The following is a 14894-nucleotide window of genomic DNA, read 5'->3' on the forward strand; positions in this document are numbered from 1 at the left end:
CCCCTTCCCGCTGCCTATTTGATTGCTCCCACTGTAATTCCTTGCAGGAAGTACCTCTGGAAGGCAAGGAAGACAATGATCATAGGAATTGCCGAGTAAGTAGCACTGGCCATTAGATACGAATACTGCATTGGAACCTGTTCCTGCAAGAGAGAGAGTCCTGCCTGAAGAGTTCTCATCTCCGAAGTGTTAGTAACAATCAGCGGCCAGAGGAAACTGTTCCACTGCCCCATGAAAGTGAAAATCCCCAGCACCGCCATTGCAGGCTTTGAAATAGGCACGATTATCTTCGTGAATGTCCTGAATTCGCTTGCACCATCGATTCTCGCCGCCTCGATGATCTCGGTTGGAACAGAGACCATAAACTGTCTCATCAGAAATACTCCGAAGGGAGCAGCAATCGCAGGCAAGATCAGCGCCTGATATGTGTCTACCATACCCATTTTCGAGATCAGGATGTATAGAGGCACAAGTGTTACCTGCGTAGGTATCATCATCGATGCAATGTATATAGAGAAGATCACTTTGCTTCCTGGGAATTTCTTCTTTGCAAGGGCGTAACCGGCCATGGCACAAACAAAGATCTGAGCAAGTGTGACCGTACCCGCAACTATGAAGCTGTTCAGAGTCCATCTGAATATTATCTTCCTTTCGAAAAGGTCCTTGAAGTTCTGGAGAGTAGGATTCTTTGGTATGATATCCGGAGGGAACTTCATGGTCAAAGATGGCTGAGTAAAGGCAGTGGCCACCATCCAGTATAGAGGAATGAAGGCGAGGGAAGCGAGTACTCCGAGAATCACCAAAGAGATCGCCTTTTTTATATTAGTCTTGGTCTTTGCTTTCATAACCGATCACCTCAATACTCCACATTGGATCCCAGCCACTTGAACTGGATTATTCCAAGTACAACCAGGATTGCGAACATAACCATTGACATTGCAGAAGCAAGCCCAAGGTTATAGTTCTTGAAGGCAGTTTCATAAATCAAATAGGCAATTGTCGTTGTTGAGAACTCTGGACCACCGCTTGTCATGATGTAGATATTCGAAAAGGTCTGAAAGTTCGCGATCGTTCCCATAACGAGAGCATAGAGGATAGTTGGCTTCAACAATGGCACCGTGATCTTTCTGAAGACCGTCCATGAGCCTGCGCCTTCCAGTGTGGCAGCCTCAAAGTAGTATTCGGGGATCGATGCCATCGCTGCCGAAAGAAGAACTATAGTCGAACCTCCCCCCATTATTACCTGCATAATTATCAGCGATGGCATTGCCGTCAAGGACCTTCCAAGCCATACTACCGGTTCCAGCCCGAGAACGGTCATAAAATAGTTCAGAAGTCCGAAGTTCGGATTGAAAACCCATAGCCAGATCATTGAAATGATGACGGCAGAAGTAACATGCGGCAGATAGAAGGCCGCTTTGAAAAAAGTTCTTATGCCTTTTCTGAACGGGTAGATGAGCACTGTAACAAGCAAAGCCTTTCCAAGCCATAGCGGAACTACACCAAAAGTGTAGACAAAAGTGTTTCTAAGAGACTTCAGAAAGAGCCAATCGCTCAGAATGCGTTTATAGTTGTCGAACCAGATAAATGTCTGTGAGAAGACGTTGTACTTGAACATACTGAGGTACATGCCCCAGCCAACCGGTACAAGAAAGAATACTGCAAACAGGGCAAAATGCGGAAGAATGAAGAGATATCCCGATCTACCCCTCCACACGTCGTTCAAGGTAGTTTTCCGTCTTATTGGTTTAACTGGAATCTGCTCCAAATCGATCACCCCATTAAACGGGAACAGCCCCGTGCCCTCAGGGGCGGGGGGCTGTTCCCTTCAACTCATCTGCTCAAAAATAGTAAGAGAGTGCCCGGTTCGCCTCGGTCACAAAACTATCGAGGGCCTCCTGAGCGGTCTTTGTCTTACCAAAGGCTCCCTGCATAGAACTGGTGAAGAACTTGGATATCTCCGACCAAGGGAAGCTCTGAGAACCAAAGAAGTCCATACCTGTCTCATCCATTATTCTTGCAAAAGTCTGAGCCTGTTCGTTGAGATAGTTGTCGTTCTGGAAGAGTATCGCATTAACTGACTTTCTCGCCGTAAGATAAGTCAAGCTCTCCAGCAGCGCCGTGTTCTCCTTGTTTGTCAGGAATTTTGCAAACTCCATTACGGCGTCCCTCTTTGCTTTGTCGTTCTGCTTGAAGACAACAAAGCCGCTGGCAGTAGCGTATGACGCACCCTTCTTTCCTTCAACGTGAGGGAATGGGGCAATTACCGGATAGAATGACTCTGTGAGCTGACCGGATTTTACGTATCGTGTGATTCTACCGATCTCGTAAGGACCGCCAAATCCGATGCTCGTTCTGTGAGAATGGAAGTTACCTATAACATCATATACTCCCATCGCTTCAACGGCACTGGGAGCGACCTTGTGTACTTCAACTAGATCGAGAAGGAACTGAAGGCCTGCAACTGCCTCAGGAGTATTGAAAGTAACCTCCGTCTCATCTTCATTAGTCAGTTTCGCTCCATGTGCATAGATGAAATTCATAAGGTTGTGCGTGTCCTGCGCTCCGAAGCTGATTGCATAATGGTCAATCTTGCCGTCGCCGTCGGAATCCCATGTAAGCTTCTTGGCGATTTCGACAAACTCTTCCATTGTCCAGCCCTCTTCTACTATCTTTCGCCAGTCGACGCCGGCCTTCTCGAAATCGGGAGTGTAGAGGAGCATGCTGGTTCCCATGCCATTCGTCCCGAGATTCCATGGCCAGATGTAGTGCTTACCGTCGACATAACCTGTCTCGAGAGCAAGATCGTAGAAGTCTTCAAGGTCTTCGGGAGAGATGTAATCATCGATCGGCTCGAGCAGTCCCGCTCCTACCCATCTGTTGTCCCAAACGGGGCCTTTGAAGATGTCGGGCTGAGTTCCGGTCGCGATGGCCGCAGCCATCTTCTGTGAATACTCCGTGTTTCCGACAACTACGTACTTGACCTCAACGTCTGGATGAAGTCTCATGAACTCCTCGGCAGCCCACTTCGGGAAGTCCTCTTCCGTCGGAGCCTTATCGGCCGGGAAGCCTGGAGGTGCAATTCTCCACGGGTTGATCCACCAGGTGATTGTGATCTTCCCGAGCGCAGAAATTGGAACAGCGAGCATCAACAATACAAGAAGAATAACGCTAAGCCTTTTCATAAAAACACCCCTTTCGATGTGAAGTTAACTCAAAGGTACTCCTTGAGTCTTTCTCGTAGACTCGATGGATCTGTGAATTGAAAAGCGATAATTCCCATATCTGCCGCCGCTTTCACATTTCTTGCCGTATCATCTGTGAAGAAAGCCTCCTCAGGCCCGCAATCCTCTTCATGAAGAATATGACTGTAGAATCGTCTATCGGGTTTCGCAAACCCAATAATGTGCGAGGCGTAGACCCTGTCAAAGATGTTGTAATCGCCTCTTGACCTATGTACCTCGTAATGTGGTTCAATTGTGTTTGTTCCGGCAATCACTCTATATCTCTTACGCAACTGCTTAATTATTTCTATGGTCTCTTCAATTGGGGTGGGCTTGAAGAACATCTCCCAGATATTCGCCGGAACCGGTCTGCCCAGCTTTCTGGAGAGGGAAAAAACAAACTCCCCAACAGTTATCCTTCCGGTCTGCAAGGCAGTAAGGTTTTCCGTCTCGGCAATTTCGACGAAATCGTGTTCAGAAATCCCCAAGAAGTTTCTAATAGCTGGAACTACGCTGGTATTATCGGCTATTACTCCTCCCACATCGAAAACAAAAAGCTTCAAGACGACCTCCCGGAATGTCTTTACAAGAGTACAACGAATGAATATTAACGGCACAAAATGGCTATAACTCCCATTCGTAACAACCCTAAAAAAGAAGATACCAAAGTGTACTTTAATATAATACTATTTTGAGGGACGAGAAATCAAGTTTTTGTGTCGATGGCGACTGGAGAAGGGCGCAAAAAGCAAAGGGCTTTGGTTATAATCAAGATGAATCAACATTTCATGGAGGTGTTTCTTGAACCCTTTAATCTACAACCTCGGTCGATGCGGTCTCTTTGATGGGATCACGGTGGGACAGTTTGAGAGGATATTTGGTTGTGTGAGACACAGAGTAACCTTCTTCCTTCAAGGGGAGTTGATCGAAGAACAGAATGCTCTCTGCGATGAAATGTTGATACTTCTTCAGGGTAGTACCAAAGCTCAAATGCAAGATTTCTCAGGGAAAGCAATAACCATAGAAACGATGGAAGCACCCTCAATTCTTGCATCTGGCTTTCTCTTCGCCACAAAGAACGTAATACCGGTCGACATAGTCTCAACCGACAAGAGCGCTGTTCTGTACATTGAAAGGGATGGAATAATCTGGCTCTGTAGAGAGTATGAGGTTTTTCTGAGAAACCTGCTGAGAGACATGGGGGACAGACTCACCACACTGGCTGAGAAAATCTGGATGCTGTCTCTCAACACGCTTAACCAACGGCTCGCGAATTTCCTTCTGAGACAAAGCGAAGACCTGGGTAACGAGTTTGAGCTGAAGAGCACTAAAGAAGAGCTTGCCGATGCTCTGGGAGTTGCCCGTCCATCTCTTTCGAGAGTATTCGCCAGTTTTGTCGGAGAGAATATAATCAGACCGGAAGGCAAACTGATCAAGATATTGGATAGAGAAGCTCTGAAGAGAATCACGGGCGCTGTTTGAGGAGCTGTTCGATTTGCCAAGCGGTTGAAGCAGTATCAGTTATACTCTTTCCGCGTTTTTAGGATCGCAGATCTAACTCGTAGCGTTCTGGGCCTGGAGTTTCCTTAAGGTCGATCGATGTTTCTAACATGATTTCATTCTGATAGTATTGATGTGTCAAGAGGAGGCGGTGTTATGGAAATAGGGATTTTTGGTCTGCCATTGAGTGGAAAGACTACACTGTTCACCCTCCTAACCGGTGTTGAACCCCATTCAAGTCACAAAAACGAGGCCCATACAGCTGTTGCTAAAGTCCACGATAGGAGAGTAGACGAGCTTTCGAAGATCTTCAATCCGAAGAAGACTGTATATGCAACCGTTTCATTTACGGACATTCCTGGATACGACCTTTCCTCCAACCAGAAGGAAAAGAATCGAGTTCTCCAGTTCATACAGAACTCTGAAGCGGTTCTTGCAGTAGTAAGGGCGTTCAAGGACGCCTCAGTTCCCTGGCCAACCGAAGCCTACACACCTGTCAAGCAGCTGGAGACCATAGTGACAGAGCTTCTGGTTCGTGATATGGAGGTAGTTGAAAACCGGCTCGCAAGGCTTGAAGAAGCAAAAAAGAAACGAAAACTTTCAACAGAAGAGGAAAGAGAGATAGAACTTCTTCACCTGATCGAAAAGGGCTTTGAAGGCAACAGCTTTGCCTCCCAAATCGATTTTGCAGAGGAAGACCTGAAGTTGCTCGGTTCGCTCGCCCTCTTCACAGCCAAGCCTATCATCGTTGCAATAAATCTCGATGAAAATCAGTTCTCCTCGGGTGAATATCCAGAGAGAGATTTGCTGCTCTCGAGAATAGACAAGAGTGGATTCGCGCACATAGAACTCTCTGGAAAGATTGAAGCAGAACTTGTGGAACTTTCAGATGAGGACAGGGAGATGTTCATGGAGGAACTCGGAATCTCCGAAAGTGGCATAGAAAGGCTTTCGAGAGTCGTGTATCGACACATGGGACTTATTTCCTTCTTGACCGTCGGCGAAGACGAGGTAAGAGCCTGGACCATAAAGAAGAACACCCCTGCAAAAGCCGCGGCTGGAAAGATACACACAGATCTCGAAAGAAGCTTCATAAGGGCGGAAGTGATACCATACGAGGAATTCATGACAGTGAGGAGTATGCAGGAAGCGAAGTCCAGGGGCATGGTTAAGGTTGTTGGAAAAGAGGAGATAGTCAAGGATGGTGACATCTTCCATGTCCTGGCCAATGCCTGATTTCACCTCTCTGAAGCTTGTAGATACTCACGCTCACATTTCCTTTTCTCAGTTCGACCATGACAGAGGAAGGATAATCGACCAGATAGAAGAGGACACCATCTCTCTTCTTATAGAGGTTGGAACCAATGTCGAGGACTCTCGAAGGGCGTCCGACACCGTGTGCGGTTTAAAGAACGCTTTTTTCTCCGCCGGAGTCCATCCCCACGACAGCAGCGAACTCGATGAACAGGGGGTGCTTACACTTGAAAAACTCCTCTCTCATCCTAAGGCCGTCGCTCTAGGAGAAATGGGCCTCGACTACTTCAGAAACCTGTCTCCAGTCGATGCGCAGATCAACGCCTTCGAAATACAGCTAGAGCTTGCATCGAAACTGGGAAAGCCCGCAATTATTCACGTGCGCGATGCATACAACGAAGCCTACGAGATAATAAAGTCAACAGGATACTTCAACGGAGTAATTCATGCCTTTTCCGGTGATCTCGAGTTTGCCAGGAAGTTTGTCGATCTAGGCCTGTTCTTGGGAATAGGTGGACCGGTGACGTATAAGAAGAACGATGAACTAAGAAGAGTTGCGAGAGAGATTCCCCTTGAGAGGCTTCTCTGCGAGACAGACTGTCCGTATCTTCCACCGGTTCCCTTAAGAGGAAAGCGGAATGAGCCATACTACGTGGGGTATGTTATCGAAGAGATAGCCGCTCAGAAGAATATTCCGGCTGTAGACTGTTCCGTAAAGCTTTTCGAGAACGCTCTCGAGCTTTTCTCACTAAAATCATAGGGAGGTACTATGGGAAGACTCGAAGAGTTCAGGCGTTTCCGAGAGAAAATGAATAACAGAATTCTAGAAACTGGTAATATTGAGACGAAGCGTTTTTTCTCGCTCGATGGAGCCGTTTACAAAGACGGGGCTCTCGATTCGAAAACGAAAGAGCTTATGGGATTGGTCGCTTCTGCAGTACTCAGGTGCGATGACTGCATTGCGTATCATATAATCCAGTGTAAAGCTACCGGTTCAAGTCGTGAAGAGATTATGGAGGCGCTCAATGTCGCACTAGTAGTCGGAGGCTCAATCGTCATACCACATTTTCGCAGGGCAGTTGAGCTGCTAGACGAACTGGAGGCAGAGTAATGCCCGGAAGACTGTTCTTATTCGATGGAACCGCGATTTTCTACCGCGGTTATTATGGAATTGATGTCACCCTCACTAATTCGAAGGGAGAGCCGACCAATGCTCTCTTCGGAACGGCCAGGATGCTTTCGAAGTTCACGAAAGAGAGAATGAAGGAAGGCGACTACGCAATCTTCGCCTTTGACAGAAAAGAAGAGACGAAGCGTCACAAGGCATACGAGGCCTACAAAGCTACAAGAGAAGCGATGCCTGATGCTCTTGTTGCACAGTTGAGGGATATTCCCGAGCTCGTCGAAGCGTTCGGAATCAAGTTCCTTTCGATTGCCGGGCTTGAGGCCGATGATATAGTTGCAACAGCGGCGAAACGTTATAGAAATGGCGTCGACGAAGTGCTGGTCATTACGGGAGACAAGGATCTTCTTCAGCTTGTAGATGATAAGATACGCATTTTGCGTTTCGTTACAGGCCTTACCGATCTCGAGCTTTATGACAAGAAGAGAGTGCTGTCGAAGTTCGAACTCGAGCCAGAGAGGCTTCACGCCCTTCTATCTCTTGCAGGGGATTCATCCGACAACATCCCCGGGATTCCGGGAATCGGAATAAAGACTGCTCAGAAGCTTCTGAAGGAGTATGGCGATATCGACGGCATTTACGAGAACATAAGACAGTTGAGTCCGGGACTTAGGAAGAAGCTAATTGACGGGCTAAACTCGCTGGAATTGTCGATGGAACTTGTCAGACTCTTAGATGATGAAGACTTGAAGATCACTCTGGATGATATAAAATACCAAGGCTACAGAAAGAGTGATCTTCGGAAAGTTCTGCTCAAGTTGGAGTTCTCCTCGATGATCAATGAGTATAGTCTGATCGATGAAGCAGATGACTCGCTTTTGGATATAGACGGATACAGACTCTTGAAGAGCGAAAAGGAGCTCGAAAAGCTGTTTGCCAGGATGCGCGAAAATCCTCTGTTCGCGATTGACCTCGAGACTTCCTCGCTGGATCCTCATTCAGCCGAGATAGTAGGCATTTCTGTCTCTTTTGAGGAAGGGACCGGGTACTATATACCAATCGCTCACAAGTCAAATGAATGGCAGGCTGACAAAGATAAGGTTCTCGAGAGACTAAAAGAGCTGCTCGAAGACGAAGCGACGAAAGTGATCGGTCAAAATCTGAAGTTCGACTATTCGGTACTGTCGGTAAACGGCATTCATCCGGTCGCCCCTGAGTTTGATACTATGATTGCAGCTTATCTGCTCTCTCCGGATACAAAACGCTTTAATCTTGACGAACTGGCGCTGAAGTTTCTTGGATACAAGACGATCAAATTCGAAGACCTTATGAAGAGGAACCAGTTGGGCACTGATTTTTCAAAAGTGCCGCTGGAAGAGGCTGCACGTTATTCTGTTGAAGATGCAGACATCTCTCTGAGGCTTTCTGGTGTTTTGAGAAAGAAGATATACGAACAGGAGCTCGAGGAGATTCTCAGAGACATAGAGTTGGCTTTGATTCCTGTGCTTGCCGATCTAGAATTGAATGGAGTGTACTTCGACATTCCCTCGCTCAACGGCCTGTCAAAGAAGTACGGAAAGATTCTTGACAAGATTCTTGAAGATCTCTTCACTTTGACCGGGGAGCAGTTCAATCCTAACTCTCCTTCTCAAGTGGGTCGTGTCCTTTTCGACAGACTGGGACTCGCTCCTTCGAAGAAGACCAAGAGCGGCTCTTATTCAACAAGCGCGGACGCTCTTGAAGAGCTCGCAGGGGAACACCCGGCGGTTCAGAAGCTTCTTGACTACAGGAAGTACCAGAAGCTGAAGGGAACGTATCTCGATTCGCTTCCTGCTCTTGTGAACAGCGTGACGGGAAGAATACACACAAGTTACCATCAGACGGGAACGGGAACGGGAAGGCTTTCAAGCAGTAATCCAAATATGCAGAATCTTCCAATAAGAGATGAAGAGGGAAAGGAAATAAGAAAGTGCGTTGTTCCCCAGAAGAAAGGCTGGAAAATAGTCAGCGCAGACTATTCTCAGATTGAGCTCAGAATTCTCGCACATCTTAGCCAGGATGAGCAATTGCTAGATGCCTTCAAGAACGAGAGAGATGTTCACAGCCTCACTGCTTCAAATCTTTATGGAGTCAAGGGAAGCGATGTAACAGAAGAGCAGAGGAGAATAGGAAAAATGGTGAACTTCTCGATAATTTACGGCATCTCTTCTTACGGACTTGCAAATAGGCTGAAGATCCCTTCCAATGTCGCCGAGGAAATGATTTCCAATTACTTCAAAGCCTATCCACAGGTAAGGTCCTTCATTTCCAATACCATCTCTGAGGCCAAAGAGAAGGGCTTTGTCAGAACTATGTTTGGAAGAAGGCGAGAGATACCGCAGTTTAAGACTAGGAATCGAAACGTCATTCAGGAAGGCGAGAGAATTGCCATTAACACTCCTATTCAAGGAACAGCTGCAGATATAATGAAGATGGCTATGATAAAGATCTATAAGCTTCTCAACGAAAACAGCATGGAGAGCTTTGCCATTCTTCAGGTCCACGATGAGATGGTTTATGAAGCTCCCGAAAGTGAGCTTGATAGACTCAAAGAGATTCTGAAGGAGGGAATGTCAAAAGTTGTAACTTTGAGTGTTCCTCTGGATATCGAAATCTCTGTAGGTGACTACTGGTGTTGATAAGGAGAGCAAATACAGTTGAAGGATAAGAGAAGTAAGATCGACTGGACGGCTCTCTCATCGCTCTATCAGTTTGCAGTTATTGTAATTGCTAATATAATGGTCTCGGGAGGTATTGGTTACCTAGTTCATAGATTCGTCGGAATGGATAGACTCTGGATTTCGTTTTTCATGCTTTTCGGAGCTTTTTCAGGCATATATAATGGGATTAGATATTTGATGAAAGAGGCAGAGAGATATGACAGAAACAAGGACAATGATGATCAAGACATCGATAATACTGGCAGTCCTGGCAATGGTTGAAAGCGCCGTCCTTGCATTAACACCTCTGGGCGAGTCAGAACTGGGTGTCTTCTACGGAACATTGTTTGCCATGATCGGTTTGCTCCTGCTAAACTATGATGCACACACTCTAATCAGGGAAAAGAAGAGGGTTCCCGCTGGCTTTATTGCAAGATACGTGCTGTACGGTATCTGTTTTGCAACTGCAGCCACCATCTCCCTCGAGTTTTTTCTTGGAAGCTTTCTCGGAGTGATGAATCTGAAAATCGCCGCAATTGCTTTTGGGGGGTGGCTCTGTGAAACTTAATCTCACTAAGTCTGACAAGATCTTCCTCGGGGTTGTCTTTGGCGGATATGTTGCAGTGATTATCTATATAGTTGCCACGGGCTACAAGTTCCAGCTTGAAGGCGTTGGGCAGCGATGGATCTATCAACTGCCGTTTGGAGAAGGGCCGCTCAGCAGGATCAATCCACTAACGATAATCATGACGTGGGTGGTAATGGGGATAGTGATCTTCATGGCAACCAGGGTGAAGGTTTTCAAGCTCGTTCCCGGCAAAAAGCAAAGTCTTCTGGAGGCGTTGCTCGACTATATCTACGATCTCGTGAAGGATTCAGTTTCGAGAAAGGAGTTTGTGAGGCCGATATTTGATATTGCAGCCTCTCTGTTTCTGTTCGTAATCGTCTCAAACTTCATCGGAAGCTTCCCTGGAATAAACGCCATTCCTCTCGAAAGTGGAGGAGTGAAGTTCACAATTCTTTCAGACAGCTGGTACGCTCCTACCTCGGATCTGAACATGAATCTTATGCTCGCCTTCTTCGTTTTTGTCATGAGTCACGTCTACGCGATAAAAGTGAAAGGGTGGAAGAGTTGGGGAAAGAGTTTCTTTGAACCAATATGGTGGATGTTTCCCATTAACATCATCGGAGAAATCGCAAAACCATTATCACATGCTTTGAGGCTTTTCGGAAACATCATGGGCGGATCGATACTGATACTGATTCTTGGCTATCTTGTGAAGTACTTTGTTTTGCCTGCAGCTCTGTGGGGTATTTTCGGACTCTTCTTCGGGGCGATCCAGGCGCTTATCTTCACAATACTCGCAATTGCATATATTAGCTCATTAATAGAGTAAGGAGGTTTTCACAGTGGATATTGGAGAAGGCTTAATGCTGATGGGAAAGTTCATTGGTGCCGGACTGGCAATGGGAATAGGTGCTATCGGTGCCGGTATCGGTGAAGGTAGAATCGGTGCAAGTGCTATGGAGGCAATGGCAAGACAACCAGAAATGATCGGTACTTTGACCACGAGGATGATTCTTGCCGACGCTATCGCTGAAACAACTGGAATCTATTCGCTTGTTATAGCGTTCATGATTCTTCTCGTAGTCTAAATATCTTCCCCTGAATAGAGGAGGGGTGATAACTTGATTGAACTTAATCTGACGGCCATATTGTCGATACTGAACTTTTTGCTGCTCTTCTTTGTTCTGAAGAAGGTGCTATTTGGCAAATTCTTCGACATCCTAAGACAGCGAAAAGAAAAGATCAGCAATGAGATAGCTGAGGCCGAGAAAATGCGGACTGAAGCTAACGAACTCAGAAGAGAATACCAGGCAAAAATGGAAGAGGCGCGTTCTGCTTCAGACGAAATCGTAGCACAGGCTGAAAAGCTAGCGGAAGAGATCGTAAGACAGGCAAGAGAAGATGCACAGGACGAGATACAGAGAATGTATAAGTCCGCCGAACTTCAGATTCAGCGTGAGCGGGAAGAAGCTGCCGATGAGGTAAAAGGAGCGATAGTAACTGCCGCAGTAGCCATAGTAGGAAGGTTTCTTCAAAAGGAAATGGATGAAAACGCAAGGAAGCAATATGCAAAGAGGATTTTGGAGAGCATGGGTGATAAGGAGTGAAGAGAATTCTTTCACTTTCGGCAAAATACGCCAACGCTCTCTTCTTAAGCCTTCCCGAAGAGGCTAGAGAGCAAGGGCTGAAACAGCTCCATGAACTTTCTAAAAGTGTTTCTAACATCGACCTTTCGAAATTCCTATTCGACCCAACTCTCGATGCAGAGAGAAAGGTAAGGATCTTCCTTAGCTTCGTTGAAAAACCTCTGGAACAGATTGAAAGGTTGATTTCGCTTCTGGTCTCTATGAAGAGGCTTGAATTGCTGGAAGATATCGTGATCTCCTTTGGTGCAAGGCTTTTGCTTGAAAGCAACAGGATTGATGTTGAAGTCGATTCGGCAGTAGCTCTCAGTTCTGAAGAGAGAGTTGCCATTCTCAAGAAAGTGAGAGAAAAGACTGGAATGGAGGGGGTTATGAAGGTCAATGTTAATCCATCTCTCATTGCAGGATATGTAATTAAGTTCAGAGACGAAGTAATAGACACAAGTCTCAGCGGTCGTTTAAAGAGAGTGAGCCAGGAGCTGGGCTCGGGCCCTCGGGAGGTGATTGAGTGAAAATCAGTCCATCTGAGATTACGAAAGTCATACAGAATCAGCTAGAGAAGACTGACATAGAGTTTGATTATTTCGAAGCGGGAAAGGTAATACAAATAGGTGACGGCATTGCGAGGGCATACGGCCTCAAAGGTGTAATGGCAAATGAGCTCGTGAAATTCGAGAATAACGTCTATGGTCTTGCACTGAACCTTGAAGAGGATAATGTAGGTATAGTTATTCTAGGAGAATACAAAGAGATAAAAGAAGGCGACCTCGTCAGAAGGACCGGCAGGATCATGGAGGTCCCCACAGGACCTGAGCTCCTGGGAAGAGTCGTAAATCCTCTGGGAATTCCACTAGATGGAAAGGGGCCTGTTCAAACAAAGAAATTCAGGCCAGTTGAAGTGAAGGCGACTGGAGTTGTAATGAGAAAACCGGTCGACACTCCTCTACAGACGGGAATAAAGGCAATAGATGCGACGATCCCCATTGGAAGAGGACAGAGAGAGTTGATAATTGGGGACAGGCAGACCGGGAAGACGGCCTTAGCAATCGATGCGATAATAAACCAGAAAGGACAGGGCGTGAAGTGCATCTACGTCGCAATTGGTCAGAAGACGGCCGCCCTTGCCAGGATCATCGATAAACTGAATCAGTTCGGGGCAATGGAGTATACGACGATTGTCTTTGCTTCGGCTTCAGATACGGCATCTCTCTCCTATCTCGCTCCGTATGCGGGAGCTGCAATGGGCGAGCACTTCATGTTTGAGGGCCAGGACTCTCTTGTCATCTACGATGATCTTTCCAAGCATGCATCCGCTTACAGAGAGCTTTCATTGTTGCTGAGAAGGCCGCCTGGAAGGGAGGCTTATCCCGGAGATGTCTTCTATCTGCATTCCAGATTGCTAGAGCGGGCTGCAAGGCTCAACGAGAGTTTCGGTGGAGGCTCTCTCACCGCCTTACCGATCATCGAGACGCAGGCAAACGATGTATCGGCATTCATACCGACTAACGTAATATCCATAACAGACGGACAGATTTATTTGGATCCCAACCTCTTCTATGCGGGAAATCGACCTGCAATCAATGTCGGCCTCTCGGTTTCGAGGGTTGGAGGGGCTGCGCAGATTAAGGCTATGAAGAAGATTGCAGGAAGTCTGAGAATCGAGCTTGCTCAGTACAGAGATTTGCTCTCTTTTGCTCAGTTTGCGACTGAACTCGACAAGGCCACGCGCGACCAACTGACAAGGGGAGAGAAGCTAACGGAACTTCTCAAGCAGGATCAGTACGTCCCAATGCCGGTTGAAGAACAGGTCGCTGTTCTTTACACTGGAACAAAGGGTTATCTTGACGAAATGGAAACTTCGAAGATTTCGAAATTCGAAGCCTCTCTACTCAAGACGCTTCGCAGCTCTTACAGTGATGTACTAACTTCAATAAGAGAGAAGAAGGTCATAGAAGAAGGTATAGAGACCCGTCTTAAGCAAGCTATAGAAGACACCAAGAAGCAGCTTGAAGAGCGAGGTTGATTGACGGTGAGCAAGGGTAAACTGCGTACGATTAAGAAACGCATCGAGTCAACGAACTCGACGATGCAGATTACCCGCGCCATGGAGATGGTCGCGCGGGCCAAAATCAACAAAGTTCAAAAGGGACTGAAGTTCGTCAGGCTATACGAAAGAGCTATGGAGCGGGCTCTCATCAGAGCTTATTTTGGAGATTCGAACCATCCCGACTCCGGGGGTGAAGGAGAGATTCTTCTCGTAGTCAGCTCAGATATGGGACTTGCGGGAGCCTTTAATGCAGAGATAATGAAGGCAGCCGAGCGCGAAGTTGCAAAGTCAAACGTCATACACATCGTTACGGTGGGAATCAAGGCCGAAAGTCATTTCAAGAAGAGCGGAGTACCTATTACTCCTTTCAGTCATTTCTTCGATACTCCCGATCTTGACGAGGCGGCAATTATCGTTGACGATATTGAAGAAATCATGGATAGCAAGAACGCGTCCGGCTTGAAAATGGTTTTCAGCAGTTTCAAGAATCCGCTCGCTCAGATACCGAAGACTGTCAAGCTTCTTCCCGTTGAAGATTTTGAGAAGCCAGACAACGACTTATTTGATTTCGAACCTGAAATCGAGGTTCTGTACGAAGAAGTGCTCAATTCGTGGCTTGTAGCCAAAGTTCTTCAGGGCTTATATGAAACGAAGGTCGGGGAACTCTTCTCCAGGCAAGCTGCAATGAAGAACGCAACCGAGAATGCAAAGAACATGATAGAACAACTGACTCTGGTTAGGAATAAACTGCGCCAGTCGAATATCACACAGGAGATAATCGAAGTCGTAAACGGCGCTGAGGCGCTTAACGGTTAATTGATTTTGGAGGTGTGAGT

At 46.7% G+C, this 14894-nt stretch carries 17 protein-coding genes; 13 read left to right on the forward strand and 4 right to left on the reverse strand.

Annotated elements, in window-relative coordinates; all coding sequences use genetic code 11:
• Window positions 1-14 precede the first annotated feature (14 nt).
• From B3K91_RS09510 to B3K91_RS09525, 4 genes are all read right to left on the reverse strand, one after another.
• Complete coding sequence (locus tag B3K91_RS09510; RefSeq protein ID WP_099830753.1) at window positions 15-845, reverse strand: carbohydrate ABC transporter permease; 831 nt, start codon at window positions 843-845, stop codon at window positions 15-17.
• A gap of 11 nt (window positions 846-856) precedes the next feature.
• Window positions 857-1768 carry a carbohydrate ABC transporter permease gene (locus B3K91_RS09515; protein ID WP_214060189.1) on the reverse strand — a complete coding sequence of 304 codons (912 nt, stop codon included), beginning with the start codon at window positions 1766-1768 and terminating at the stop codon, window positions 857-859.
• Between the two features lie 73 nt (window positions 1769-1841).
• Window positions 1842-3185 (reverse strand): ABC transporter substrate-binding protein, encoded by a 1344-nt coding sequence (locus B3K91_RS09520; RefSeq protein ID WP_214060190.1) that lies wholly within the window; start codon window positions 3183-3185, stop codon window positions 1842-1844.
• Between the two features lie 29 nt (window positions 3186-3214).
• Window positions 3215-3787 carry an HAD family hydrolase gene (locus tag B3K91_RS09525; RefSeq protein WP_214060191.1) on the reverse strand — a complete coding sequence of 191 codons (573 nt, stop codon included), beginning with the start codon at window positions 3785-3787 and terminating at the stop codon, window positions 3215-3217.
• 238 nt (window positions 3788-4025) lie between these two features.
• Between B3K91_RS09525 and B3K91_RS09530 the strand changes: the two genes are divergently transcribed.
• The 13 genes from B3K91_RS09530 (at window position 4026) to atpG (ending at window position 14874) form a co-directional block, all read left to right on the forward strand.
• Entirely contained in the window at window positions 4026-4706 is a 681-nt protein-coding gene (locus B3K91_RS09530) for a Crp/Fnr family transcriptional regulator (protein ID WP_292589659.1), read from the forward strand.
• A 174-nt stretch (window positions 4707-4880) separates the two neighbouring features.
• The gene (locus tag B3K91_RS09535; RefSeq protein ID WP_292594917.1) at window positions 4881-5960 is read left to right on the forward strand and encodes a DUF933 domain-containing protein; all 1080 of its coding nucleotides are present in this window, start codon (window positions 4881-4883) and stop codon (window positions 5958-5960) included.
• The gene (locus tag B3K91_RS09540; protein WP_292594919.1) at window positions 5926-6738 is read left to right on the forward strand and encodes a TatD family hydrolase; all 813 of its coding nucleotides are present in this window, start codon (window positions 5926-5928) and stop codon (window positions 6736-6738) included. Before B3K91_RS09535 ends, B3K91_RS09540 begins: the two co-directional genes overlap by 35 nt.
• A 9-nt stretch (window positions 6739-6747) precedes the next feature.
• Complete coding sequence (locus B3K91_RS09545) at window positions 6748-7089, forward strand: carboxymuconolactone decarboxylase family protein (protein ID WP_099830747.1); 342 nt, start codon at window positions 6748-6750, stop codon at window positions 7087-7089.
• Complete coding sequence (gene polA / locus B3K91_RS09550) at window positions 7089-9779, forward strand: DNA polymerase I (RefSeq protein ID WP_292589654.1); 2691 nt, start codon at window positions 7089-7091, stop codon at window positions 9777-9779. Before B3K91_RS09545 ends, polA begins: the two co-directional genes overlap by 1 nt.
• A gap of 18 nt (window positions 9780-9797) precedes the next feature.
• Entirely contained in the window at window positions 9798-10082 is a 285-nt protein-coding gene (locus B3K91_RS09555; RefSeq protein WP_292589652.1) for an AtpZ/AtpI family protein, read from the forward strand.
• On the forward strand, window positions 10018-10368 hold the full coding sequence (locus tag B3K91_RS09560; RefSeq protein ID WP_099830745.1) for a hypothetical protein: 351 nt from the start codon (window positions 10018-10020) through the stop codon (window positions 10366-10368). Before B3K91_RS09555 ends, B3K91_RS09560 begins: the two co-directional genes overlap by 65 nt.
• Window positions 10358-11197, forward strand: a complete 840-nt coding sequence (gene atpB, locus B3K91_RS09565; RefSeq protein WP_099830744.1) for a F0F1 ATP synthase subunit A — start codon at window positions 10358-10360, stop codon at window positions 11195-11197. The genes B3K91_RS09560 and atpB overlap by 11 nt, the downstream gene beginning before the upstream one ends.
• A gap of 13 nt (window positions 11198-11210) precedes the next feature.
• Window positions 11211-11456 carry a F0F1 ATP synthase subunit C gene (locus tag B3K91_RS09570; RefSeq protein ID WP_099772236.1) on the forward strand — a complete coding sequence of 82 codons (246 nt, stop codon included), beginning with the start codon at window positions 11211-11213 and terminating at the stop codon, window positions 11454-11456.
• 33 nt (window positions 11457-11489) lie between these two features.
• Complete coding sequence (atpF, locus tag B3K91_RS09575; protein ID WP_292593529.1) at window positions 11490-11975, forward strand: F0F1 ATP synthase subunit B; 486 nt, start codon at window positions 11490-11492, stop codon at window positions 11973-11975.
• Complete coding sequence (gene atpH, locus B3K91_RS09580) at window positions 11972-12523, forward strand: ATP synthase F1 subunit delta (RefSeq protein ID WP_214060569.1); 552 nt, start codon at window positions 11972-11974, stop codon at window positions 12521-12523. Before atpF ends, atpH begins: the two co-directional genes overlap by 4 nt.
• The gene (gene atpA / locus B3K91_RS09585; RefSeq protein ID WP_292593530.1) at window positions 12520-14034 is read left to right on the forward strand and encodes a F0F1 ATP synthase subunit alpha; all 1515 of its coding nucleotides are present in this window, start codon (window positions 12520-12522) and stop codon (window positions 14032-14034) included. Before atpH ends, atpA begins: the two co-directional genes overlap by 4 nt.
• Before the next feature lie 6 nt (window positions 14035-14040).
• Window positions 14041-14874 (forward strand): ATP synthase F1 subunit gamma, encoded by an 834-nt coding sequence (gene atpG / locus B3K91_RS09590; protein WP_292594921.1) that lies wholly within the window; start codon window positions 14041-14043, stop codon window positions 14872-14874.
• Window positions 14875-14894: the final 20 nt, after the last annotated feature.

Origin of the sequence: Mesotoga sp. UBA5847 (assembly GCF_002432735.1) — a bacterium.
GTDB lineage: Bacteria > Thermotogota > Thermotogae > Petrotogales > Kosmotogaceae > Mesotoga.

Bases quoted from the DNA above. Each gene is read 5' to 3' on its own strand.
- B3K91_RS09510 (WP_099830753.1), bottom strand. From the start codon at position 845: ATGAAAGCAAAGACCAAGACTAATATAAAAAAGGCGATCTCTTTGGTG.
- B3K91_RS09520 (WP_214060190.1), bottom strand. From the start codon at position 3,185: ATGAAAAGGCTTAGCGTTATTCTTCTTGTATTGTTGATGCTCGCTGTT.
- B3K91_RS09535 (WP_292594917.1), top strand. From the start codon at position 4,881: ATGGAAATAGGGATTTTTGGTCTGCCATTGAGTGGAAAGACTACACTG.
- B3K91_RS09540 (WP_292594919.1), top strand. From the start codon at position 5,926: ATGGTGACATCTTCCATGTCCTGGCCAATGCCTGATTTCACCTCTCTG.
- B3K91_RS09545 (WP_099830747.1), top strand. From the start codon at position 6,748: ATGGGAAGACTCGAAGAGTTCAGGCGTTTCCGAGAGAAAATGAATAAC.
- polA (WP_292589654.1), top strand. From the start codon at position 7,089: ATGCCCGGAAGACTGTTCTTATTCGATGGAACCGCGATTTTCTACCGC.
- B3K91_RS09560 (WP_099830745.1), top strand. From the start codon at position 10,018: ATGACAGAAACAAGGACAATGATGATCAAGACATCGATAATACTGGCA.